The following is a 24109-nucleotide window of genomic DNA, read 5'->3' as shown; positions in this document are numbered from 1 at the left end:
TGCTAAAACTCTGTCTAATTATTAGATAGGGTTTTTCATTTAATGATATACTTAGATAAGTAATTATGGAGGAGTACACAGTGCAGAAAACATTTGACGATAAATTAGAAGATAAATACAATATAAAATTTAACGATGAGGCTTTATTGGACGAAGCATTTACTCAAGCATCATACGTAAATGAACATCCAGATCAAGATTTGAAATTCTACGAAAGATTGGAATTCTTAGGTGATGCTGTTTACCAATTGGTGGTTTCTGACTACATTTTTAAACGCTATCCAGAATTGCCTCAAGGTAGATTAACAAGATTAAGAGCCGCTATGGTTAATCGTCATAGTTTTAGTCGATTCGCTCGTGAATGTCACTTTGATAAATACATTCGTTTAGGTAAGGGTGAAGAAAAAGCTGGTGCAAGAAATCGTGATTCACTACTTTGTGATATTTTCGAATCTTTCATTGGAGCCGTTTACCTTGATCAAGGAATCGAAACTGTTAAACATTTTTGTAATATAGTTATCTTCCCTAAATTGGATGAAGGTTGGTTCGATGAATTCTTCGACCACAAAACTGAATTACAAGAAGCTATTCAAATTAATGGACCCGTTAAGATTGAATACAAGCTATTAGATGAAAACGGTCCAGATAATGATCGTCAATTTAAAGTAGCTGTATTTGTTGACGACAAAGAACTCGGAGTCGGTGAAGGTCATTCTAAAAAGAATGCCGAACAAATTGCCGCTAAAATGGCATTAGATAAATTAGGCATCAAGGATCAAAAATTGCAATAATAAAGTGAGGAATCTGTTGTGAAATTAAAATCAATCCAAATAGCAGGTTTTAAATCATTTGCCAATAAAACTAATATTGATTTTCAAAATGGTTTTACTGGAATTGTTGGTCCAAATGGAAGTGGTAAAAGTAACGTTATCGAAGCTGTTCGTTGGGCTTTAGGTGAACAATCAGCTAAAAGTCTACGTGGTAAAAAAATGAAAGACGTTATCTTTTCTGGTTCTAAGGACCGACATCCATTAAATCGTGCTGAAGTTAGCTTGATTTTTGATAATACATCACATTTCTTAGATTCAGAATATAGTGAAGTTAAAATTACTAGAACTTATTATCGTAATGGTGATAGTATTTATTCAATTAATGATCAAGAATGTTTACTCAGAGATATTCATAACTTGTTTATGGATACTGGTCTAGGTGAAGGATCATTATCAATTATTTCCCAAGGAAATGTTGATGATATTCTTGATGATGATGTACAAAAACGACGTGCTATCATCGAAACAGCAGCTGGTGTTTATCGATACAAAAAACAAAAAAATGAATCTGAAAAGAAGCTTGAAGATACTCAAGCTAACTTAGATAGAATTTCTGATATTATTCATGAAATTGAAAAACAGATGAATCCCTTAAAAGAGCAAAGCGAAATCGCTTCGCTCTATTTGAGTAAGAATAAACATTTAGATGAGCTTAATTTTAATAAGTTTAGTATTGATTTAAAAAATGGAAATGCTGAAGCTCATGAAATTCAAACTAGTTTAACAGAGGCACACCAGGAACAGAATCGATTAACTAATGAATTTAATGGTTTAAATACCCAAAAAGAGAATACTAACAAAAATATTAATGAATTGGATATCGCAAAAGAACGATTACAAACCAAATTATTATCTGAAAATAAATTGTTAGAAAATTTAAGTAGTGAAAAAAAGCTAAGTGAACAAAAAGAAAAATTTAATTCCCAAAAACAAACTGAATTACAAACCCAACTTGAGGACTTAGATTCTCAAAAACATGATTTAACTAAACAATTAGAACAAGAGTCACTGAAACAAACTGAGCTTTCAAATGAACTTGACGAATTACGTGCCCAAATCAAAAATTCTAAAGCTATTCAATTAGAAAAAAACGTTCAAGATACGGAAACTAAGATTGAACAAGGCCGGTCTAATTACGTTGGTTTAATGCAATCAATTTCTGATGCACGAAATGATTTACGTCTAACAGAAAAACTTAGTCAACAATCAGATAATAATTCTAAGGCTATTTTTCAAGAGTTGAATCAAAATCAAAAACATTTAAATGAACTTGATAGTAAAAGAAGCGTTACTAAAAAAAATGTTGCAGAATTAAAGTTACAAAAACAAACTATCGATGAAAAGTTAGCAACGATTGATGAAACAGTTAAAGATAGTGAAACTAAGGCCGATACTATGCGTAACCGTTGGTTAGATGCTATGCGGATTTTTCAAGAAGCAAAAACTGAACGTGACAGTCTCTCTTCAATGTTAGAAAATCACAACAATTTGTATCGTGGAACTCGTAATTTGTTGAAACAAAAAAACAACTTAACTGGCATTATCGGTACTGTTGGAGATTATATTGATGTTGATAGCAAATACATCCAAGCAATTGAAACAGCTTTAGGTGGTGCAATTCAACAAGTAATTGTTGCTAATGTAACAGATGCTCGTCAAGCAATTAAATATTTAAATCAAAATAAACTTGGCCGGGTAACATTTTTACCAGTTAACGGGATCAATGATCGGTTTGTACCTGAAAATCTATTAAAAAATGCCCGTAAAACACCTGGATTTGTTGCGGTTGCAGCTGACTTAGTTAAAATGAAACCTGAGTATCAAAGGGTTAATCAACATTTACTAGGTGGTACAATCATTGCTGATTCATTGAAAGCCGCAACTGAGATTAGTAACACTGTAAATCATCGTGTTAAAGTTGTTTCCCTTAATGGCGATGTGGTTAATGCTGGTGGTTCAATTACTGGAGGGAAAAACCAACATCAAAATGAAGGATTATTATCACAAAAAGAAAAACTAATTACTTTAACTGATCAAGTGAAAAGAATGCAAGAAAAACTTGATTTTGGGGAACAAAATGTAAAAACAGCACAAAATCAATTGAAACAAGAACAAGAAAATAAACGCATTATTTATCAAGATGCTAGTGATTTAACTGCTAAAATTACACTTGCACAAAATAACTTAGAATTACAAACCAATGAGCGAACTAAAGTTGATCGTGCAATCAAAGCATTAAAATTAAAACTTGGTAGTAGTGAAGATAGTGAATATAATAATCCAGAAAGTTTGAAACAACAGATTCAAAAACTTCAAACTGAAATCGATCATAATCAGAATCAAAATAAATCATTAGCTAGTCAACTCGAAGATTTAAAACGTGAATATAGTTCTGAATTAAACGCAGTTAATAATTTGAAACAACAAGTGGGAATTATTAAAGAACGTTTTAATAATGTTAAGCAACATTGTCTTGATTTAAAACAACAACTTAATGCTAATGAAAAGCAACAAGTTGAGACTAAAAAATCAATGGACGATGTTGTTCAAGAATTAGCTCAAATTAATAAAATTAAACAAGTTGATACAGTTGAAATCGAAGCTGAGATTAGCAAGATTGAAAATGATTTTAGTAAAACGAAGAATGATTTTGAAACACAACGTGCTAATTTACAACAATTAGATGATAAAATTAGCAAGAATCAGCAACAAATGATCCAGAATAGTGATAAATTACATCATTTTGAATCTCAACTTGCCGTTGTTAAACAAAATCTTGATCGTAATCAAGCTAAATTAGTTGAGTTAGAAAATAATAATCGTAAATATGAAACATTATCACTTGATTTAACAGAATTAAATACTGAAATAAATAACATCAAACTAGAGATTTCTAATTTGGGACCAGTTAATATTGGGGCAATTGACACCTACAAAGAAATTAAAGAACGTTATGAATTTATGCAACATCAAATGGATGATTTAGTTGAAGCAAAAAATCAATTGTTAACTATTATGAATAAGATGGACGAAACAGTTAAAGTTCGTTTTGAAAATGCATATAATCAAATTTCAAAATCCTTCAGTAAGGTCTTTCGTAATATTTTTGGTGGTGGAGAAGCTAAACTCGAATTGAGCGATCCCCATCACTTGCTTACTACTGGAATTGATATTTTAGTTAAGCCACCTGGCAAACGCTATCGTAGTATTAATTTACTATCTGGTGGTGAAAAAGCATTGACTGCATTGGCTTTGTTATTTGCAATTATCGAAGTTAAACCAGTTCCATTTGTGATTTTAGATGAAGCAGAATCGGCACTTGATCCAGCGAATGTTGATCGTTTTGCACGGTATATTGAAAGTCTAAAACAGGAAACGCAATTTATTGTTGTTACTCATCGTAAGGAAACTATGATTTATGCTGATAATTTATTTGGAATTACAATGCAAGATTCTGGAATTTCTAAATTAGTTTCAGTTGATCTAAGTTCTAACAAGAATAGGAGATAAAAATGGGATTATTTGATATTTTTAAACATAAAAATAAAGCCGAATCACATGAAGAAAATCCAGTTGAAAAACAAGATGATACAAAGCTTTCATCTGATGATACTGAAGAACTTGAAAATAAGCAAAATGCTGGCAAAAAACCAGAACAAACTGAAGAAGGTTCAACAGAAACAGCATCCAATGATTCACAACCAATAGTTAAAGAACAGGTTACAGAAACTATTGAAGAACCTGAAGCTACTGAACCAGAAGTTGAAGTAGAAGAAGATGTTGAAATTGAACCGGAATCTGAAAAGCAACCTGAAGAAAAACCTGAAACTACCTATGAAGATGGATTAGAAAAAACTAGATCATCATTTGGAGAAAAATTAAATCATCTTTTTGCTAACTTTCGAAGTGTCGACGAAGATTTCTTTGATGATTTAGAGGATACTTTGATTGAATCTGATGTTGGTGTCCAAACTGCTACTGATATTAGTGATCAATTAAAAGAAGCCGTTAAATTAAATAATGTTAAGGGTTCTAAAGAAGTACAAAACTTTGTGATTCAAAAATTAGTGGAAATTTATGATGCCCCAACTAATGATGAAAACAAACTTAAAGAAAATCAAGATGGACCTACAGTTATTCTTTTCATTGGTGTTAACGGTGCTGGAAAAACGACTACGATTGGTAAAATGGCACATAAATATCAACAAGATGGTAAAAAAGTGCTTCTTGCCGCTGCTGATACGTTCCGTGCCGGTGCCATCCAACAACTTGATGAATGGGCTAAACGTGATCATGTTGACATCGTAAAAAAGGCGGAAGGTAGTGATCCAGCTTCTGTTGTCTATGATGCGGTAGAAAAGGCAAAGGCTGATAACTACGACATTTTATTTATTGATACTGCAGGTCGTTTGCAAAATAAAGTTAACCTAATGAAAGAGTTAGCTAAAATGAATAAAATTATCACTCGTGAAATTCCAGGTGCACCACAAGAGGTACTTTTAGTAATTGATTCAACCATTGGTCAAAATGCGATGAGTCAAGCTAAGACGTTTAAAGAAGTAGCCGATATTTCTGGAATTGTGTTAACTAAACTTGATGGTACTGCTAAAGGTGGAATTGTATTAGCTATTAAAAGTGAAATTGGAATTCCAGTTAAATACGTTGGTCTTGGTGAATCAGTGAATGATTTACAAGAATTTGATCCAGAAAAATTTGTCTATGGCTTATTTAAGGGATTAGTTAAGGAATAAGAATGGATAAAAATTTTGATATCAAATTAGCTCGTGATAATTATATTAATGCTTTGTTTGATTTTTATGGATGTTTACTAACGAATAAACAAGCCGATTATATTTCTCAATACTATGCTGATGATTTATCACTAGGTGAGATTTCAGAAAACTTTGATGTTAGCCGGCAAGCGGTTTACGATAATATTAGAAGAACTGAAAAAACATTAGAAACTTATGAAGCAAAAATGGGACTGTATGCTAAATTTATTAAGCGCAATAAAGTAGTTGATGAATTAGATGCTTTGATCAAAGAACAACATGCTGATGATAAATCATTGAATGATTTGATTGATCAATTAGAAGAAATTGAAGAAGAATAGAGGGTTAAAAGATGGCATTTGAAGGATTAAGCAATAAATTACAAGATGCTTTCCGAAAGTTACGTGGTAAAGGACAAATTACTGAAGCTGATTTACGAGCTACAATGCGTGAAATTAGATTAGCATTACTTGATGCTGATGTTAATTTCACTGTTGTTCGTGATTTTGTCAAAAAAGTTCAAGCTAAGGCTAAAGGTGAAAAAGTTCTAGAGGGTTTAAATCCAGGACAACAAATCATTAAAATTGTTGATGATGAATTAACTGCCATGATGGGTGGAGAAGCAACTGAACTTAAAAAATCAGCCAAAATTCCAACCATTATTATGATGGCCGGTTTACAAGGGGCGGGTAAAACTACTACGGTCGGTAAACTAGCTAACATGTTAAAAAAGGACGAAAATGCTCGTCCTTTGATGATTGCTGCGGATATTTATCGTCCTGCTGCAATTGAACAACTTCAACAAATTGGTAAACAAATTGATGTACCAGTTTTTGAAGAAGGAACTGACGTCAATCCTGTCCAAATCGTTAAAGATGGGTTGAAAGTTGCTGAAGAAAACCACAATGATTACGTATTTATTGATACTGCTGGTCGTTTGCAAATTGACGAAAAGTTAATGGACGAGTTAAAGGAAATTAAAGCAGTTGCTAAGCCAACTGATATTCTTTTAGTTGTTGATGCCATGACTGGTCAAAATGCTGTTAATACAGCCGTTGGATTTAATGATGCTTTAGACATCACTGGGGTTGTTTTAACTAAGTTAGATGGAGACACTCGTGGTGGTGCTGCTTTATCAATTAAAGCAGTTACTGGTAAGCCAATTCTCTTCACTGGACAAGGTGAAAAGATGGATAACTTGGATGTATTCCATCCAGATCGTATGGCATCACGTATTCTTGGAATGGGAGATGTACTCTCATTTGTTGAAAAGACGCAAAAGAACATTGATGAAAAGAAATCAATGGAACTTGCTGAAAAGATGAAAGAAAATACTTTCAATTTTGATGATTTCTTAGATCAACTTCAACAAATTCAAAACATGGGTCCTTTAAAAGACTTAATGGCTATGATTCCCGGAATGGCGAATAATCCCGCATTACAAAACGTTGAAATGAATCCTAAAGATATGGAACATATCAAAGCGATTATTTACTCAATGACTAACGAGGAACGGGAAAATCCTGACGTCTTAAATCCTTCAAGACGTCGTCGGATTGCACGTGGTTCAGCTCAACCAGTTCAAAATGTTAACCGTTTAATCAAACAATTTAACCAAATGAAAAAGATGATGAATCAAGTATCAAATGGAAATATGTCTGGTATGGAAAATATGATGAATCAAACTGGAATGGGTAAAGGTATGAATAAGTTATCTAGTCTAGCTATGAAGCGTATGAGTCGTAAAATCAAGAAAAATAAACGCAAGAAAAACAAAAAAAGAAGAAAATAATCAGGTGTAAAGAAAAAACTCTTTACATCTCTAAAAATTATTGGTAAACTAAGTATTGTTAAGAAATCAATAGGAGGTGTAGTTATGTCTGTTAAAATCCGTTTGAAACGTATGGGTTCAAAGAAAAACCCATTTTACCGTATCGTAGTTGCTGATTCACGTAGTCCTCGTGATGGTCGTTACATTGAAAACGTTGGTACTTACAACCCACTTGTTCAAGTAGACCAAGTAACACTTAAAGAAGAAACTGTTCTTGATTGGTTGAAGAAGGGTGCCAAACCATCTGATACTGTTAAAAACATCTTATCTGATGCTGGTATCATGAAGAAACTTCACGATATTAAGTTAGCTGATAAAAAATAATTTTAATTATGATTAATTTTGATAATTTAATAAAAAAAATCATTAAACCATTAGTTAAGTTCCCAGATGATGTCAAAATCAATCATCAAGAAACCGCTGAATTTCATGAGTATATTTTATCTACAAATGCAAAGGACGTTGGACGCGTGATTGGTAAACGTGGTAGAGTTGCACAAACAATTCGCACTATTATTTATAGTGTACATGTTACTGACAATAAGAGGGTTAAACTTATTATTGATGGTGGTAAATAAAAAGAACCCTTAGATAAAACTTTGTTTTATTTAAGGGTTCTTTTTTCGAAATAGAGGTGAAATTATGGAATACTTTGATATTGGAAAAATTGTTAATACTCAAGGGTTAAAAGGTGAAGTCCGTGTTCAACCAATTACTGATTTTCCAGATGAACGGTTTAAAAAAGGTGAAAAAGTTACAGCTTTCTTAGCCAATGGTAAAACTGTGAACCTTGAAATTGATGGAAAACGGAAACACAAAAACTTTATTCTTTTACATTTTAAGGGTTTGGACTCAATCAACGATGTTGAATATCTAAAACCATCAATATTACGCATTGATACTGAACAACAAGAAAGTCTTAAACTTGCTCCAGATACTTATTTCTATCACCAAATTATCGGCTTAGATGTCTTTAAAGAAGATGGTGAAAAAGTCGGAACTATCAAAGACATCATGGATTTAGGTCCAAATGATGTCTGGGTAGTGGAACGGGATAACGATAATGACTTATTATTGCCTAAAATTGATGATGTAATTAAAGAAGTTGATTTAGACAATCATAAAGTAATTGTTGATGTATTAGAAGGACTTGAATAAGATGAAAATTGATATTATAAGTTTGTTTCCCCGTATTTTAGAGGGACCATTGAGTGATTCAATTGTCGGTAAAGCTATTGATCGTGACTTACTTGATGTGACAATCACTAATTTTAGAGATTATTCAACAGATAAACATCATAATGTTGATGATACTATTTATGGTGGTGGGGCAGGAATGCTACTTCAACCACAACCAATTATTGATGCATTTGATCATACCCAAAAAGTAGCATCTGAAAATGGAATTCCTAAGGGTCGTGTTATTTTAACTGATCCTGCTGGAAAGAAATTCGATCAACATGCTGCTGAAGAATTAGCTAAAGAAGATCATCTAACCTTTATTTGTGGTCATTATGAAGGATTCGATGAACGAATTAAGGATATCGTGACTGATGAATATTCAATTGGTGACTTTGTCTTAACTGGTGGAGAATTACCAGCTTTGGTAATGATTGATGCTGTTTCCCGTTTAATTCCAGGTGTTTTAGGTAATGCAGAATCAGCTCCTGGAGATTCATTTTCTGATGGACTACTAGAATACCCTCAATACACTCGTCCTGCTGATTTTAGAGGTCAAAAGGTACCTGATGTATTAATGAGCGGGGATCACAAAAAAATCGCTGACTGGCGTCTAAAGGAGTCTCTAAGAAAAACTTACTTACGTCGGCCAGAAATGATTGATCATACTAAGCTATCTAAAGACGCTAAACGTTTATTAGCTGAAGTAAGAATCGAAGAAGAAAAATAGAGTTTACAATTAGATGTAATCTATGATATAATACAAATCGGTATTTATACCAAAAAATCAACAGTATTCCGCTGTCGAGAAGATAAGAGTGCTAGTTAGGGGAATTTATTATGCGTCAAAACAAATTGATTGAAAAAATCAACGCTGAACAATTACGTTCAGACCTACCTGATTTCCGTGCCGGAGACAGTGTAAATGTTTCTGTTAAGGTTGTCGAAGGTGATACAGAACGTATCCAAAACTTTGCCGGTGTCGTTATCAAACGTCATGGTGCTGGTATCCAAGCAACTTATACTGTTCGTAAGATCAGTAACGGTGTTGGAGTGGAAAGAATCTTCCCACTTAACTCACCACGTGTTGCTAAGGTCGAAGTTACTCGTCTTGGTAAAGTACGTCGTTCAAAACTATACTACTTACGCGATCGTCAAGGAAAGGCTGCTCGTATCAAGCAATCATTCAAAAAACGTTAATAAGTATAAAAAAAGAACTTGGAATTTTCCAAGTTCTTTTTTTATACTTATTTTTCTGATTTCTTAATACGACTCAAACCAAATTGATAGAGAATTAAACCAACTAATCCGAAGAAGATTGGTCCAGCAATGGTCCAAAAAGCAGTTTCAAAATCACCGTCTAACATTGGTTGAATAGCAGTGAAACTAATTCCTAATGCTAAGACGATAAACATTACAATAACAATTAAATTAGTTTTCCAACCGTTTTTAAAGAAGACGAATGGACGGTCGATACCCTTCAAACGTTTAAAGAATGGGAAAGCAGCGACTAAGAACAAGTATGGGAAAGTACTTGAAATGTTACCCATATCAGTTAGGATAAGGTAAAATTTTTGAGCACCAGCTCCACCAAATGAGATAGCAAAGATTACAAGAGCAACGATTACTGCTTGTAACCACATTGCAAATGAAGGCATACCATGTTTATTCAAAGCAATCATTTTCTTAGGCCAGATACGTTCATCAGAACCTTCAATGAATGATTTAAGCGGTGAGTAGATAAGCACGAAGAAAGCCCCAACATATGAAATGAACATACTTAATCCAGCAAATCTAGCAAACCAATTACCGACTTGAATGGCAACGCCAGATGAAGCACCGAAAGTTTTAGCAGTTACGTAACCTAGGTTATTTGTTAATACATAGGTAATATTACCTAAGTTAACGCTGCTGTTACCAAGCACTTGATGCCAGTTAGCAGTCACACCGACAAAGAAGATTGATAATGAATAAATCAAAGTCATAGCAATTGCAGCAATGATAATACCACGAGGATAGTTTTTCTTTGGGTTTTCCACTTGATCAACTACCCCACCAGTAGTTTCCATTCCTCCATAGGCAAAAATGGCATAAACAACGAATGACATCAATGCAATAGGATTACCAAATTGAGCATTTGGAGATTGAACGAAAGAACTTAAACCAGTCACAGGTTGGGCTAAGTGACCATGATTAGCAATTAAGACTACGATTGAAACTACGACGAATAAAATAGGTAATATAATTGAGAAAAATCCACCGATTCCAGAGATTTTAGCAATTTGGTCAAAACCTTGGGTTGCTGATAAAGTAACCACAAGAACCCAGATAATAGCTAGAATTCCAATCGTTTGCATTGGGGTAAATAACCCAAATAGATGCCAAGTACTGGTTTTGTCTGTTCCAAAGAAAATGTTTGAAAGAGGAATCCAAACCTTACTTGAAACAGAGATCATCCAGATAATCCATGCTGCTAACCAGATGAAGGTTCCCACAAAGGCTAAACGTTCACCAATGGAATTTTTAAGCCATGAATAAATTCCACCTTTTTGATCACTGAAAGCAGAACCATATTCGGCAAACATTAATCCACTAGGTAAAAAGAAGATGAATGCTGCAAACACATACCACATAATACTTGCATATCCCATTTGATCATATGCAACTGTAACGTTAGCAAACCCAAAGATTGATGATAGAATCATCAACGCCAGACCGTTAGCGCTCATTTTTTTCTTGTTACTATTTTCCATTAACGTACACGTCCTTATAAATTATAAATTTAAATCTTGTTGATAATTTAATGGTGAAAAGTCAGTTGAGGTTGTAATAAGTTTTGCTGCGAGGTTCTTAAACGAACTCATCGCAAGGTCAGCTGATTTGAAACTATAGGTATTAGCCAATTCAGAGAGAGTATCACTAGTTAATGAAGCAATTTGAGCTGCTTTAACATTAGCGATGTATTGTTGAATTAAATCATTTTGGATTTCTTTTAATTGACCACCAAATTGAAGATAGTGAGGATCAACTAAAATACCAACGAGTTTAAAAATCCAGTAGGCTGATTTTGGATCATAATCATGACCAACTTCGTATTTATACTCATCAGGTGTGTCAGTAATTCCCGCAAAAAAGGGCACAAACGTACTTTGTGCACCAACTCCCATTAATAGCCAATGAATATCTCCAATTTCGTGTGGGTATTTAGCTGATAATTGCAACACATGTGATTCCTGAGTTTTAGCAAGACTGATAGGTCTAAACTTATGTTTTTCCGCTTCAGTACCACTACCAATTGGATCATAAACTGTTTCTTGGAAGTGAGAACTTAAGAAATTTTGAGCATCAAAGACTGAAAGCAAGCGACTGCTTTTACGAATAAAAGGTAGTTCTTGCGATTCAGGATTTTGTGCAATTTCTGGATTAAACATTTTTTGACCGTACCAAACTCGGGGAGTGCTGTAATACGTATCAGCTTGAGTTTGGGTTCCAAAAATTTGACGAAAGTTAAATCCAATTCGATTAGGGTTTAAATCGTTATTGTTCACAAATTTTTGAATACCAGCAGACCATCTGAAATTATGTAAATCATCAAAATCAATTTCTTGAATTGCCATTTGATTAGCTACAACAGCATAACTATCATCAGGAATTCGTTGTGCGACCCAATGATGACCGGAACCAATTTCAAAATACCAAACTTCATTATTGTCAGAAAATAGAATTCCATTGGTTTCTGAAGCTCCATATTCTGTGACAATTTTGCCTAAACGTTCCACACCTTCAATTGCAGAGTGAATATAAGGAAGAACCACGGTAACAATTGCTTCTTCGCCAATTCCATCCTTAACTAATGGATCAACTCCTAAAACTTGATTATTAGCGTAGGTACTTTCGGTAGCACTCATAGCAGCACCGTATTCATTAATTCCATCTTCTTCAAATAAACCATACTTATCTGTCCACTCAGGTGTTGATGTATACTTTGCCCGTTCTTTGGGAATGGGCATTGTAAATCCATTATCTTTTGAAACAAACTGTTGTGGTTCCGTGAAATTTTGATGTTCGTTAACGACAAAACGTTTTGGCCATGCAGCCTTACAGTCTTCATTTCTACCAATCAATGTACTTCCGTCAGTCGTTGCAGCTTTTCCGACTAAGATACTAGTACAAGCAGAAAACTCAAAATAACTCATAAAATCTCTCCTTTATTGGCTTTTGCCCAACGTTACCATTATACACCTGTGCACGGATTTTAAATAATAATGAATTGTCGCGAAAAACGGTTAAGCGTTATAATTAAAGTATTAAAAAAGACGGAGTTTATTATGAAAAATGAACAATACATAATGGCAATCGATGAAGGGACTACCTCAGTTCGTGCTATTTTATTCGACCAACAAGGAAAAGAAGTTGGACGTTCACAAAAAGAAATTAATCAAATTTTCCCTCATCCGGGATGGGTCGAACAAGACCCTAATGAAATCTGGAATAAAACGGAATCAGTGATTTCAGATGTCTTATTTCAAACAGAAACGCAACCTTATAAGGTTCGTTCAATTGGAATTAGTAATCAGCGCGAAACTACAGTTGTCTGGAATAAACAAACAGGTAAGCCAATCTATAATGCTGTTGTTTGGCAATCAAAGCAAACTAAGCAAATAGCAGATAAAATTAAACAACAGGGATTAGCGGATAAGATTCAACAAAAAACTGGCTTAATTGTTGATTCGTATTTTTCTGCTACCAAGATTCGTTGGATTTTAGATCAAGTAGATGGTGCTCAAACAGCTGCTGAAACTGGTGACTTGTTATTTGGAACAATTGATACCTGGTTATTATGGAAATTAACTGCTGGAAAAGTTCATGCTACTGATGTGACGAATGCAAGTCGAACCATGTTATTTAACATTAATGACTTAACCTGGGATAATGAGTTATTAGATGTTTTCAACATTCCCAAAATTATGTTACCAAAAGTTGAAGATTCTTCACATGTATATGGTTATACGCAAAACTTTACTTTTATGGGAGTTCAAATTCCTATTTCAGGAATTGCAGGTGATCAACAAGCTTCATTATTTGGGCAACTAGCATTAGAGCCAGGAATGACAAAGAATACCTATGGAACTGGAGCCTTTATTATGATGAATTTAGGGACTCAACCTAAATTTTCAAAAAAAGGTTTATTGACGACAATTGCTTATGGATTAAATGGTCAAGTTAATTATGCATATGAAGGTAGCGTCTTTATTGCTGGTGCTGCAATCAAGTGGTTAAAAGATGAGTTAAAACTTTTTGATGATGTTGCAACTACTGCTGATTTAGCCGAAAAAGCAAATCGAGAATCATTATATGTCGTCCCAGCATTTACTGGACTTGGTGCCCCATATTGGAATGAAAATATTCGAGGATCAATTTTAGGGATTACTCGTCATACTGGGGTTAATGAAGTTGTGAAAGCTACTTTACAATCATTAGCATTTCAAACTAAAGATGTCATTAATACTATGACAGATGAAACTAGAGTTGAGTTACATTCATTGGTTATTGATGGTGGAGTTTCTAGAAATGATTTTTTAATGCAATTTCAAGCAGATATTTTAAATCAATCAATTGAACGATCAGCTACATCAGAATCAACCGCTCTTGGTGCAGCTTTCTTAGCTGGATTAGCAGTTGGCTACTGGAAAAATATTGATGAATTAAAAGCTATCAAATCAGCAGGAAAAACATTTAAACCTGCAATGGACGAACGAGAACGAAACAGACTTTATCATAATTGGCAGTTAGCGATTCAAGCAACTGAAGCATTTGAGGAGAATAAATAGGTGGAATTACCAGAAAAATTTAAAACAAAATATAAACAACTTTTAGGTGATGAATACAATGAATTCATCAAAAGTTTTGATGAAGACCCAGATCATGGTTTTCGAATTAATGGATTAAAACCTCAAGCAGAAGCTAAGATTGATACTACTCATCCAATTGAATATGCAACCAATGGATTTGTGGGAAAAATTGATGGTAAATCACCAGAACATCAAAGCGGATATGTATACAGTCAAGAACCATCAGCAATGTTTGTTGCTCAGGTAGCTGATCCACAACCAGGGGAAAAAATTCTTGATTTATGTGCAGCACCAGGGGGTAAATCAACCCAATTAGCTAGTTTAATGAAAAACGAAGGACTATTAGTTTCAAATGAAATTGATCGTGGACGTGCAAAAATTTTAGTAGAAAATATTGAACGGTTTGGTGTGAAAAACCCACTTATTTTAAATGAAGATACTGGAACTTTAGCAAAGCATTTTAAAAAATACTTCGACAAAATTTTGATTGATGCGCCATGTTCTGGTGAAGGAATGTTTCGTAAGAACCATGACGCAACTAGCTATTGGTCTGAAGATTATCCTAAGGAATGCGCTATACGGCAACGCGATATTATCAGTGAAGCTGTTAAAATGTTAAAACCGGGTGGACAAATTATTTATTCCACTTGTACTTTTGCACCCGAAGAAGATGAACAAATCATTTCTTGGTTAGTTGATAATTACAATTTTGAAATTTTACCAATTCATAAATTTAAAGGAATGGTTGGTGGAAAACCAGCTTGGTCTGATGGAAATACAGAATTAGATAAAACTGTTCGGTTATTCCCACATCTATTTAAAGGTGATGGCCATTTTGTTGCTAAACTTCAAAATACAGATGAAGGTAAACCGGGCAAAGTTAGATATCAACGTTCTAATGTTTCCGCTGATATTCGTAAAGAATGGGAAAAATTTGATAAGGCTGATTTAGTTGATTTTGATCCAAAGAACTTACTAAAATTTGGAGAAACTTTATACTCATTCAATCCTGAAATTCCAGATTTAAATGGACTAAAAGTAATGCGTCCCGGTACACCATTAGGACAAATTAAAAAGAATCGGATTGAACCAGCCTATGGATTAGCATTAGAAATCAACCCCAATGACGTTAAAAATAAGTTAAATATTACACGTAATGAATGGAAATTGTATGTTCATGGAGACACAATTCCAACTGATCCAAGTCTTAAAAAGGGTTGGTATCTATTAGTTTGTGATGGAATGGCAGTTGGTTTTGGAAAAGTTGTTTCTGGAACCATTAAAAACTTTTTCCCTAAAGGATTACGATTTAAAGCATAAGAAAAACGACTTCGATGGAAGTCGTTTTTTATTTTATATTTCGCTGTTCTAGGTAGTTTTGTAATTCCGAATCAATTACAATATCAGTTTTACGTAGCTCAGTGATATTTCGAACTCCTAACATGACAAAGATAGCCTTAATACCATAAATCCACTCAGATAGGATTTCTTCGGTCTTTTCAGCACCGTTATCAATCAGTGAAGATAAGATAGTACTAGCAACTCCAACTACGTCAGCGCCCAAATAAAGGGCTTTAACGATATCGAGAGGGGTAGTAATTCCGCCAGCAGCAGCAATATTAATATTAGAAACGGATTTGGCCTCATAAAGAGATTCGACTGTGGTTAATCCCCAATCTTCCAGATAACTCATATCCTTATTAGGACGGCGGAAGTTTTCAATTTGGACAAAGTTAGTTCCACCTTTGCCACCAAGGTTAATATACTGAACCCCAATTGCTTTTAACCGTTCAATTGATTCATGCGACATACCAAATCCAACTTCTTTGACAATTACAGGAATATTAAAATGATTTACAATTTTTTTAATATTATCAATCCAGTTGAAATGACGATCACCTTCAGGCATCACTACTTCTTGAGCAACATTCACATGAATTTCAATAGCACTAGCATCAATCATCTCAATGGCTGTTTGGACATCCGCAATTGTAGCGCTAGCACTTAGGTTAGCAATTTTAAAACCATTCGGATTAGTCGCTTTGATTGTTTCAAAAGTATCTGCTAATTTAGGTTCACGGAGGGCGACACTTTCACTACCAACTGCCATAGCTAAGTCAAGATTATTGGCAATCGTAGCTAATTGTTGGTTAATTTTACCGGTATATTCACTTCCACCAGTCATAGCCTCAATGTAAAACGGGATATCAAAAGTTAGTTCTCCCAATTTAGTTGAGATATCAACATCAGCGAATGATATTTCTGGTAAAGTATTGGGAATAAAACGAATTTGATCAAATCCTGCTGTTGAGGTTGTTTTATGAAATTTTTTAGCTAAAGAAAGATGTTCATCTTTTCGATGTGATTGAATACTAACCATGTTTTATTACCTCAATAGTTATAAATGTTGATATCAAGTCGTTGAATATCTTCTTGTTTCCAGGCATTCTCCAGTTGGCTAACTGAATTATCATTTTTAATCAAAACAATCCCACAATCACCACCACCTGCACCAGAAGTTTTCGCGGCACCACCAAATTTATCAGCAGTTGTAATCATTTCTTGAAGTTTGGGAGTTTCGATGACAACATTAGCCATTTTACCTAAATCTAAAAGTAATTCACGATTTTTTTTAATATTACTCATGATAATTGCAATGTTATCTTGGCGAAATCCATTAGTAATATCGTGAACACATTTATTACTTTCATGAAGAAAAGCTTGATAATCAGCTTGATTTTTTCCTTTTTTTAATTCAACTTTGTCAATTAAACTAGAAGTTGATGCAGGAGCTCCTGACCAACCAACTAAAAATTTAAGGGTAGAAGGAATTTGTAGGGGAATAATCTCTAAACTGGGCCACTCTAATTTAATGAGTTTATCAATGGAAATTTTGTTTCTGAAATCAGATAACCAACTACGATCAAACGAGGTATATGAAATAATTCCACCAAAGACACTAGATGCAATATCTCCCAGTGATCCGTTTCCTTGAACTTCAAAATGTGCAATTGCAGCTAATTTAAATAAAGCTATTTTGCTTAAATTTAATTTATATAATTTGCAAACCGCTTTTACAGTGGCAACAGTTACGGCTGCAGACGAACCTAATCCATATTTTTTACCGTCACCACTATCTAATTCGCTATTAATATCGATATTAAATGTTTTTAGTTCCAAGTTTAAAGATTTAACGTATTCTTCTGCCACTTTAATTGCTGAAACAATGTATTTAAATGGATTTTCACGGTCATCAAGGACCATTTCAGAATTAACCCGTTGCCAACGTAGCATACTTTCCGCATATTGTTGCGAAGTGATAGTTCCAAATCCATCAGTTTCTTCAATAGATACGGTAACGAAACGATCAACTGCAGCAATGATCGCGGGGTGACCAGTTTCAACAACTGCATATTCACCAGCTATATATAATTTTCCGGGTGCTTTTGTAATAATCAAAAAATTAACTTCTTTCATAAATTATTTTATAAATATTTGATTCCAGGACCTGATGAGGCAACCACAATTTTATCTGAAGCAAATTGTTTCTGTAATTCTGTTACTAACTTATCAGTGTTTTTTTGTTCAACTAATATTTTGACGTTCGGGCCAGCATCCATAGTAAAATAACAGGCTAGACCATTTTTACGGAGCGTATGAACTAAATTCATAACTTTTAGTGAATCAGCATCAAAATAAGAATAATCAGGGGAGGCACTTAGAGTTAAAGAATGCATCCGCATCGCATTTTCCTCTGCAATTTGTCCCATGGTATCAAAATCACGATTTTTAATAGCAACTTTAATCTTTTTTAAATCCTTTTTACACAACTTTTTCCAAGCAGAATAGTATGGGGAGGTGGCAACAGAAATCTGCATACCTTTTGAACTACTCATTTGCTTTTCCGATTTATTTACCATGACAGCTACCATATTAATTGGCCAAGTTAATTGTTCTTCAAACGGCACAGCATATGATGATTTATCGCTGAAACCTTTTTTCCATTCAACAAAACCACCATAAATACTTCGGGTAGCTGATCCTGAACCACGTCTGGCCAATCGAGAGAGTTCTTTTTTGTTTAAATCTAAGCCGATTGCCTTACTGGATGCAGCAGCTAATGCAGCAAATCCAGAAGCAGATGATGCTAAACCAGCAGACGTGGGGACGTGATTAATTGTGTAAACCTCGGCATATAAATTACTGTTAGCCATTTTTCTAACTAGGTCTAAAAAATGAACAATGCGTTTTGCTTTAATTGGGGAAAGGATTTCATTATTAAAACTTATTTTATCCTCAGTTAATTCAGGCTTAAATAGTACAGAGGTATCTGTATAAAAATCATTTAAAGTTAAGGATAGACTGCTAGTAGTAGGTAATTTCAATTTTTGGTTGGCTTTTCCCCAATATTTAATTAAAGCAATATTAGTATGGGCTCGAGCAGTTATTTTGGTTTTTGAGATTGTCATAATTACCTCACTAATTAATTTCGTTTAATGATTGAATCCAGGCTGACTTAGCACCATGTTCAAGTAGCTGAACTTTTATTAAATTGGCATTTTCAAATGAGTTAGAAAGAGCGATAATACATCCACCCATTCCGCTACCAGTTAATTTTGCACCTAAAGCACCATTTGTTTTGGCAACATTAACTAAATTGTCAATTTCAGGGGAACTAACACCCAAAGCTGTTAAAATTGTTTGAGCCTGATCCATTAATTGTCCAGTTTTTTCGATATCATTATCATTTAAAGTTGTTTTAGCTGCTTCAGTTAAATCACCAAGGATATCAATCTCATTTTTAACTTTTTTAGGTTTATTTTCTAAACGATTACGAACCTCATCAACAGCCGTTTTGGTATTACTGGAAATACCAGTATCAGCAATAATTATAAAACCCGTTGTATTGAATGAAATTCGTAAAAATTTTGAATTTTCAAAGAGGATTGGTTGTTCAGAAACCACAGTTTTAGCATCAATGCCGCTAGGATTACCATGAGTAATTGATTCTTCAATATTTATAAAACTATCAAGACTTTGGCTATCGAGTGATTTTTGAAAATAAGCAAAGTATGCACGGGTAATTGCAGCTGAAATTGCAGCTGAAGAACCCATCCCACGACCTAGTGGAATTTCACTAGTAATATGTATATCAAAGCTTATTTTTTGCTGGTTTAGTTTTAAATTCAAACGTTCAATTAAACTTAATAAACCATGCATAGATGTCGGTAGGTCAGATAATAAACCATTGAAATAATTACTATAGATAACGGTTTCAGTTGATTGATTTGGTTTAATGCTTACCTTAACTTGGACTTGTGGAAGTGGAAAAACAATGGCTGGTTTTTTATACACGGCACTATGCTCACCTAAAAAAATAACTTTAGCATGGCTTTTTCCAATTGCTTCATTTTTCATTACTAATCGCTCACTTTCTTAACTGTTCTATTTTATCATATTTATGACAATATCCAATTAGTATAGGTAAGTTGCTATTATCGATTTTTACCGTTTTGTAGTAGAATTAGAGTAGCTTATTAAGAACGAGAGTAGGGAAATTAATGGATCAAAATACAACATACGCAGTTGTTGATATGGAAACTACAGGAACAAGTATCAAACAAGGTGCACATATTATTCAATTTAGTGTAAGTTTTGTAAAAAATAATCAAGTAATTGATTCATATTCGACATATATCAATGATGGAGTAAAAGTTTCCACAGAAATTTCGGAATTAACCGGAATTACTAATGAGACTATTAAAGATGCGCCAACCTTTGATCAAGTTGCTCCAACCATCTATAAGAAATTAAAAAACACAGTTTTTGTTGCGCATAACGTTAACTTTGACTTTCCGTTTTTAAACACTTATTTAGAGCAAGTTGGTTATCCTGAGTTAGATATTCCCGCCATTGATACTGTTAGTTTGACACAAATCTTTTTCCCAACGTTAGATAGTTACAGATTGAGTGATTTGAGTAAACATTTTAATATTACCCACGAACATCCACATTCATCAGAAAGTGATGCTGCTGCAACTGCCATTTTATTAGTAAAAATTAGTGAAAAAATAAAATCAATTCCAAGAACCACTTTAAAGGGAATTTTAGATATTAATTTAGATTTGCCACGTGATACTATCCGATTTATCAAATCAATCTATCAAAATGAAGCTAAAAAGCCACACCAATTAGCTTCAGATTTAGTAAATGTTGAAGGCTTAATTATCAAAAGAGTTCAGCATCCACACTTGACCAGTAACTTATCTATCAACAAGTTTCCTACTACAAAGAATAAAAAAGAAAAATTATTAACACCGAATTTTGATTGGCGTGAATCACAAAGTAAAATGATGAATATCATTCATCGTAATTATACTGATTCGAAAAAGAAAGCAACCAATCTTTTAATTGAAGCACCAACCGGAAGTGGTAAAACATTAGGATACTTGATTCCAATGGCATATCTTTGCAAAGCAGGTAAATCAATTGTAATCAGTACTTCTACCATCGCATTACAAGAACAGTTGTATCATACAATTTTAAAGACGTTAAATACTGACTTGGGTTTTGGATTAAGTGCAATTGTTCTAAAAGGAAAAAGTCATTATTTAGATTTGAATCGATTTCTTTTGAGTTTAGTAATTGATGATGGTAACAAGCAATCCCAGTTCATTAAAGCTAAAATCCTTGTTTGGTTAACACAAACTAATACCGGGGACTTAGACGAATTGAATTTACCTAAAGAAGCAATTATTACTAACCAAATTAATTACCAGTCTAAATTTTCTGATGGAAATCTTGATTTAGGGGATTATGACTTTCTTAATCGTCAAGCTGAAATGTTGAAACATGCTGATATTGTAATTAGCAATCATAATTATTTATATAATAATGCACGTAAGATTAATGAAACGCTTAATCAACGACCATACTTAGTTGTTGACGAAGCAGCTCGTTTATCAGAGGTTGCATTTGCAGCTCAACAAGATCATTTATGGTTAGGTACGATTAAACAAAATACTGGGAGAGTTAGAAACGATGTTTTTCAAACTCATGATGAAAATTTGAATGATATTTTTGCTAATAGTGCTAATTTATTAGACAAGACAGCTGAAATAGTTAAAATTGTTGATCAAATTGCGGAAATTAATACTTATTTAGTCGGACAATTTGCAAAAGTATTTATGCATCGTTTAAATAATAATCAAACTGAAGTTGGTCTTAAAAAAGCAAAACTAAACGACTTTTTTAAAAAATTCAATCCACAATTAGAACGAATTAGTAAACTTAATGCTATTTTGAAAGATAATTTACAAAAATTAAATGTAACAATTTCCAATAATTCTGATAAATGGGTTCCCTCAGATTATGAGACATTTCTTAAATTTAATGAACATTTAACCGCTATTAATCAATTTATTGATCAAATAGTGGAACTAATCGATCAATTCACGATTAATGATACTGCTGACGTAGTGTTAATGGAATATGGTAAAGATCACGATCCCAATAATGTACGGTTAGAAACATCCCAATTAAATTCAACGAATACATTATCTAAAAATATTTATAAGTATTTTCAACCAGTAGTATTTACAGGTGCGGTGTTATTTACCTCTAAAAAATCTCAGTTTATTTATGATCAGTTGGATTTGAATCGTAATAATACCAGAATGAAACGGCTTCAATCATCATTTGATTATAGTAAACAAACAGTATTAATGGTTTCAAAGAATACCCCAATGCCTGCTGCGGTAGAAAATCAAGAGTATGTGCAATTCGTGGCAGATTCCATTATTGATATATACAATAGTAATCCAGTTCCAACCCTTGTACTATTCAATTCGTTAAAATTAATCAATGCAGTTTATGAACATATTACTAATAGGAAAGAATATCTACCTATTTTTGCATCTGGAATCTCTGGAAGCCAAGAAAAGATTACTAAAAAATTTATGGAAGGAAATAATCCTATTATTCTTGGAGCAAAGGGCTTTTGGGAGGGAGTTGATTTCCCTAATAATTATTTAAAATCAGTGATTATTCCTAGATTGCCGTTTGCTGCACCAAATAGTCCCTTAGCTAAGGCAAGAACGAGCTATTTGAGGAATGAAAAGAAGAATCCGTTTACGAGTTATGCATTACCTCAGACAATCATGGATTTGAAACAAGGAATGGGACGTTTATTACGACGTCAAACTGATTATGGAACAATCACGATTTTGGATAATCGCTTATTGACGAGAAAATACGGAGCTCAAATTTTAAGATCGTTTAATGAAAATTTACACGTTTTTAAAGGTGATATTGATGAAATAGCTTCTAAAAACAAAGCATTTTTTGCCAATAAAAATTAGTATATTTTGGTATAATTAAAACATTAAAACACTTAAAAGAGGATTATGATGCGAGAAAAAAGATTATTACGTTTAAGATTAATGAGAATTACTAAAATACTTTTGTCATTAGCAATTGTTTTAGTTTTTGCTGGTTTAATTTCATTGCATATTGCTCAACGACCACTACAAAAAAAGCAAACAGTGACAATTGATTTAGTTGAAAAATATGCTAAATTTCATGATGTCTCTGATTTCAGTAAAAGTAATGTAGATAACATTTATTATTCAGTTGCTGGAATGAATAAAGATAATAAACCATCATTTGCTGTTGTTACCAAAAATATGAACCATATTAAAATTTTTAAACAATCAGATGGGATTAATAAATCCAAAGCTAAAAGCATTGCCATGACTAATAATAATCAAAAAATAACCAATACAGGATTAATTCTAGTGAAGGATAAGCCAGCATGGTTAATTTCTTTAAAAAATAGTGATGGTAGTTATCGTTACGTAACTATCAATTTTAAAAACGGTAAAAAATTAAGTTCAATTAATGTTTAAAGGAGTATTATAATTTGGACAATAATTTAATTAAATATTTTGATTATGGATCTGTAAATATTTCAGGAGTTATCTTATCCCATCTCAAACAATTAGGATTAAATGCTACTGAAACCGTTGTTTTAATTGAATTATATTATTTTAATTCTAAAGGGAATCTATTTCCAGAACCACAAAAAATTGCTGATGCGACTGGCTTCAATCTTAGCGATGTATTTGATAGTATCCACCAACTAGTAGCTAAAAAAATCATTGCAATTGTTGATAGTAGTTCTCATTCAGCTGAATATAGTTTTAAACCCTTAGTGCAAAAAATTAACCAGTTACTTAGTAACCAAACTACTAAGACTGTTGAAGTAGATGCCAGTGAATCCCAGCAAGAAGAAAGCCTTTCAGAAAGACAAACTTTATTTAATGATTTTACCCAAGAGTTTGGAAGACCACTTTCACCAATTGAATTAGAAACTATCAGTGACTGGTTAACTGATGATCATTATTCAACAAAAATTGTTAAATTAGCATTACGGGAAGCTGTATTAAAACAAGTTTATAGTTTAAAATATATTGATCGTATTTTGATTTCATGGAAAAAACAAAATATAACTACAGCTGCCCAGGTTGAAGCTCAACGAGATAGTTTTGAACAACAACGAAGTGGCAATAAGGGGAACGTTAAACCAAAAGATTTACCTAAAATTCCAATTTTTAAAATCAAAAAACAATAAAAACACGAAGACTA

General features: G+C 33.2%; 21 protein-coding genes. 15 read left to right on the top strand and 6 right to left on the bottom strand.

Annotated elements, in window-relative coordinates; genetic code table 11:
- Positions 1-80 precede the first annotated feature (80 nt).
- From rnc to rplS, 10 genes are all read left to right on the top strand, one after another.
- On the top strand, positions 81-791 hold the full coding sequence (gene rnc / locus ACQW5G_RS08050; RefSeq protein ID WP_429970946.1) for a ribonuclease III: 711 nt from the start codon (positions 81-83) through the stop codon (positions 789-791).
- 18 nt (positions 792-809) lie between these two features.
- Positions 810-4340, top strand: coding sequence for a chromosome segregation protein SMC (smc, locus tag ACQW5G_RS08045; RefSeq protein ID WP_429970945.1), 3531 nt, complete (start codon positions 810-812; stop codon positions 4338-4340).
- Between the two features lie 2 nt (positions 4341-4342).
- The gene (ftsY, locus tag ACQW5G_RS08040) at positions 4343-5581 is read left to right on the top strand and encodes a signal recognition particle-docking protein FtsY (protein ID WP_429970944.1); all 1239 of its coding nucleotides are present in this window, start codon (positions 4343-4345) and stop codon (positions 5579-5581) included.
- A gap of 2 nt (positions 5582-5583) precedes the next feature.
- On the top strand, positions 5584-5943 hold the full coding sequence (locus ACQW5G_RS08035) for a putative DNA-binding protein (RefSeq protein ID WP_429970943.1): 360 nt from the start codon (positions 5584-5586) through the stop codon (positions 5941-5943).
- An 11-nt stretch (positions 5944-5954) separates the two neighbouring features.
- Positions 5955-7394, top strand: coding sequence for a signal recognition particle protein (ffh, locus tag ACQW5G_RS08030; protein ID WP_429970942.1), 1440 nt, complete (start codon positions 5955-5957; stop codon positions 7392-7394).
- 84 nt (positions 7395-7478) lie between these two features.
- The gene (gene rpsP, locus ACQW5G_RS08025; RefSeq protein ID WP_429970941.1) at positions 7479-7757 is read left to right on the top strand and encodes a 30S ribosomal protein S16; all 279 of its coding nucleotides are present in this window, start codon (positions 7479-7481) and stop codon (positions 7755-7757) included.
- An 8-nt stretch (positions 7758-7765) separates the two neighbouring features.
- A complete protein-coding gene (locus tag ACQW5G_RS08020; protein ID WP_429970940.1) occupies positions 7766-8011 on the top strand; it encodes a KH domain-containing protein in 246 nt (81 codons plus the stop codon).
- 64 nt (positions 8012-8075) lie between these two features.
- Complete coding sequence (gene rimM, locus ACQW5G_RS08015; RefSeq protein ID WP_429970939.1) at positions 8076-8591, top strand: ribosome maturation factor RimM; 516 nt, start codon at positions 8076-8078, stop codon at positions 8589-8591.
- Between the two features lies 1 nt (position 8592).
- The gene (gene trmD, locus ACQW5G_RS08010) at positions 8593-9342 is read left to right on the top strand and encodes a tRNA (guanosine(37)-N1)-methyltransferase TrmD (RefSeq protein WP_429970938.1); all 750 of its coding nucleotides are present in this window, start codon (positions 8593-8595) and stop codon (positions 9340-9342) included.
- 110 nt (positions 9343-9452) lie between these two features.
- Positions 9453-9812, top strand: a complete 360-nt coding sequence (gene rplS, locus ACQW5G_RS08005) for a 50S ribosomal protein L19 (RefSeq protein WP_429970937.1) — start codon at positions 9453-9455, stop codon at positions 9810-9812.
- Between the two features lie 47 nt (positions 9813-9859).
- Here the strand turns inward: rplS and yjeM are convergent, their stop codons facing one another.
- Both yjeM and ACQW5G_RS07995 read right to left on the bottom strand, forming a co-directional pair.
- Entirely contained in the window at positions 9860-11365 is a 1506-nt protein-coding gene (yjeM, locus tag ACQW5G_RS08000) for a glutamate/gamma-aminobutyrate family transporter YjeM (RefSeq protein ID WP_429970936.1), read from the bottom strand.
- 21 nt (positions 11366-11386) lie between these two features.
- The gene (locus ACQW5G_RS07995; RefSeq protein ID WP_429970935.1) at positions 11387-12808 is read right to left on the bottom strand and encodes a C69 family dipeptidase; all 1422 of its coding nucleotides are present in this window, start codon (positions 12806-12808) and stop codon (positions 11387-11389) included.
- 132 nt (positions 12809-12940) lie between these two features.
- On the opposite strand from ACQW5G_RS07995, the gene glpK reads away from it, so the two are divergent.
- Complete coding sequence (glpK, locus tag ACQW5G_RS07990) at positions 12941-14443, top strand: glycerol kinase GlpK (RefSeq protein ID WP_429970934.1); 1503 nt, start codon at positions 12941-12943, stop codon at positions 14441-14443.
- The gene (locus ACQW5G_RS07985) at positions 14444-15784 is read left to right on the top strand and encodes an RsmF rRNA methyltransferase first C-terminal domain-containing protein (RefSeq protein ID WP_429970933.1); all 1341 of its coding nucleotides are present in this window, start codon (positions 14444-14446) and stop codon (positions 15782-15784) included.
- 28 nt (positions 15785-15812) lie between these two features.
- Here ACQW5G_RS07985 and fni read toward each other — a convergent pair whose 3' ends face one another.
- The 4 genes from fni to mvk are packed head-to-tail and all read right to left on the bottom strand — an operon-like array spanning position 15813 to position 19882.
- Positions 15813-16844: a type 2 isopentenyl-diphosphate Delta-isomerase gene (gene fni / locus ACQW5G_RS07980; protein WP_429970932.1), complete on the bottom strand. Its 1032-nt coding sequence runs from the start codon at positions 16842-16844 to the stop codon at positions 15813-15815.
- Between the two features lie 11 nt (positions 16845-16855).
- A complete protein-coding gene (locus ACQW5G_RS07975) occupies positions 16856-17923 on the bottom strand; it encodes a phosphomevalonate kinase (protein ID WP_429970931.1) in 1068 nt (355 codons plus the stop codon).
- 26 nt (positions 17924-17949) lie between these two features.
- Positions 17950-18933, bottom strand: a complete 984-nt coding sequence (gene mvaD / locus ACQW5G_RS07970) for a diphosphomevalonate decarboxylase (protein WP_429970930.1) — start codon at positions 18931-18933, stop codon at positions 17950-17952.
- Positions 18934-18943: 10 nt separating this feature from the next.
- On the bottom strand, positions 18944-19882 hold the full coding sequence (gene mvk, locus ACQW5G_RS07965) for a mevalonate kinase (protein WP_429970929.1): 939 nt from the start codon (positions 19880-19882) through the stop codon (positions 18944-18946).
- Between the two features lie 143 nt (positions 19883-20025).
- Here mvk and ACQW5G_RS07960 point away from each other — a divergent pair, with 143 nt between their 5' ends.
- From ACQW5G_RS07960 to ACQW5G_RS07950, 3 genes are read left to right on the top strand one after another with little or no spacing between them, the layout of a single operon-like run.
- Positions 20026-22824, top strand: a complete 2799-nt coding sequence (locus ACQW5G_RS07960; protein ID WP_429970928.1) for a helicase C-terminal domain-containing protein — start codon at positions 20026-20028, stop codon at positions 22822-22824.
- 45 nt (positions 22825-22869) lie between these two features.
- The gene (locus tag ACQW5G_RS07955) at positions 22870-23370 is read left to right on the top strand and encodes a DUF5590 domain-containing protein (RefSeq protein WP_429970927.1); all 501 of its coding nucleotides are present in this window, start codon (positions 22870-22872) and stop codon (positions 23368-23370) included.
- Positions 23371-23384: 14 nt separating this feature from the next.
- On the top strand, positions 23385-24095 hold the full coding sequence (locus tag ACQW5G_RS07950) for a DnaD domain-containing protein (RefSeq protein WP_429970926.1): 711 nt from the start codon (positions 23385-23387) through the stop codon (positions 24093-24095).
- The last annotated feature ends 14 nt before the right edge of the window (positions 24096-24109 follow it).

Source organism: Fructilactobacillus sp. Tb1 (assembly GCF_050500285.1).
Taxonomy (GTDB): domain Bacteria; phylum Bacillota; class Bacilli; order Lactobacillales; family Lactobacillaceae; genus Fructilactobacillus.
Note: the sequence above shows the minus strand (reverse complement) of the source record. Positions and strands in the feature narration are given on the sequence as shown.

Bases quoted from the DNA above. Each gene is read 5' to 3' on its own strand.
- ACQW5G_RS08035 (WP_429970943.1), top strand. From the start codon at position 5,584: ATGGATAAAAATTTTGATATCAAATTAGCTCGTGATAATTATATTAAT.
- rplS (WP_429970937.1), top strand. From the start codon at position 9,453: ATGCGTCAAAACAAATTGATTGAAAAAATCAACGCTGAACAATTACGT.
- ACQW5G_RS07955 (WP_429970927.1), top strand. From the start codon at position 22,870: ATGATGCGAGAAAAAAGATTATTACGTTTAAGATTAATGAGAATTACT.
- ftsY (WP_429970944.1), top strand. From the start codon at position 4,343: ATGGGATTATTTGATATTTTTAAACATAAAAATAAAGCCGAATCACAT.
- glpK (WP_429970934.1), top strand. From the start codon at position 12,941: ATGAAAAATGAACAATACATAATGGCAATCGATGAAGGGACTACCTCA.
- mvaD (WP_429970930.1), bottom strand. From the start codon at position 18,933: ATGACAATCTCAAAAACCAAAATAACTGCTCGAGCCCATACTAATATT.
- trmD (WP_429970938.1), top strand. From the start codon at position 8,593: ATGAAAATTGATATTATAAGTTTGTTTCCCCGTATTTTAGAGGGACCA.
- yjeM (WP_429970936.1), bottom strand. From the start codon at position 11,365: ATGGAAAATAGTAACAAGAAAAAAATGAGCGCTAACGGTCTGGCGTTG.
- rimM (WP_429970939.1), top strand. From the start codon at position 8,076: ATGGAATACTTTGATATTGGAAAAATTGTTAATACTCAAGGGTTAAAA.
- rpsP (WP_429970941.1), top strand. From the start codon at position 7,479: ATGTCTGTTAAAATCCGTTTGAAACGTATGGGTTCAAAGAAAAACCCA.
- ACQW5G_RS07960 (WP_429970928.1), top strand. From the start codon at position 20,026: ATGGATCAAAATACAACATACGCAGTTGTTGATATGGAAACTACAGGA.
- ACQW5G_RS07995 (WP_429970935.1), bottom strand. From the start codon at position 12,808: ATGAGTTATTTTGAGTTTTCTGCTTGTACTAGTATCTTAGTCGGAAAA.
- ACQW5G_RS08020 (WP_429970940.1), top strand. From the start codon at position 7,766: ATGATTAATTTTGATAATTTAATAAAAAAAATCATTAAACCATTAGTT.
- ffh (WP_429970942.1), top strand. From the start codon at position 5,955: ATGGCATTTGAAGGATTAAGCAATAAATTACAAGATGCTTTCCGAAAG.
- mvk (WP_429970929.1), bottom strand. From the start codon at position 19,882: ATGAAAAATGAAGCAATTGGAAAAAGCCATGCTAAAGTTATTTTTTTA.
- fni (WP_429970932.1), bottom strand. From the start codon at position 16,844: ATGGTTAGTATTCAATCACATCGAAAAGATGAACATCTTTCTTTAGCT.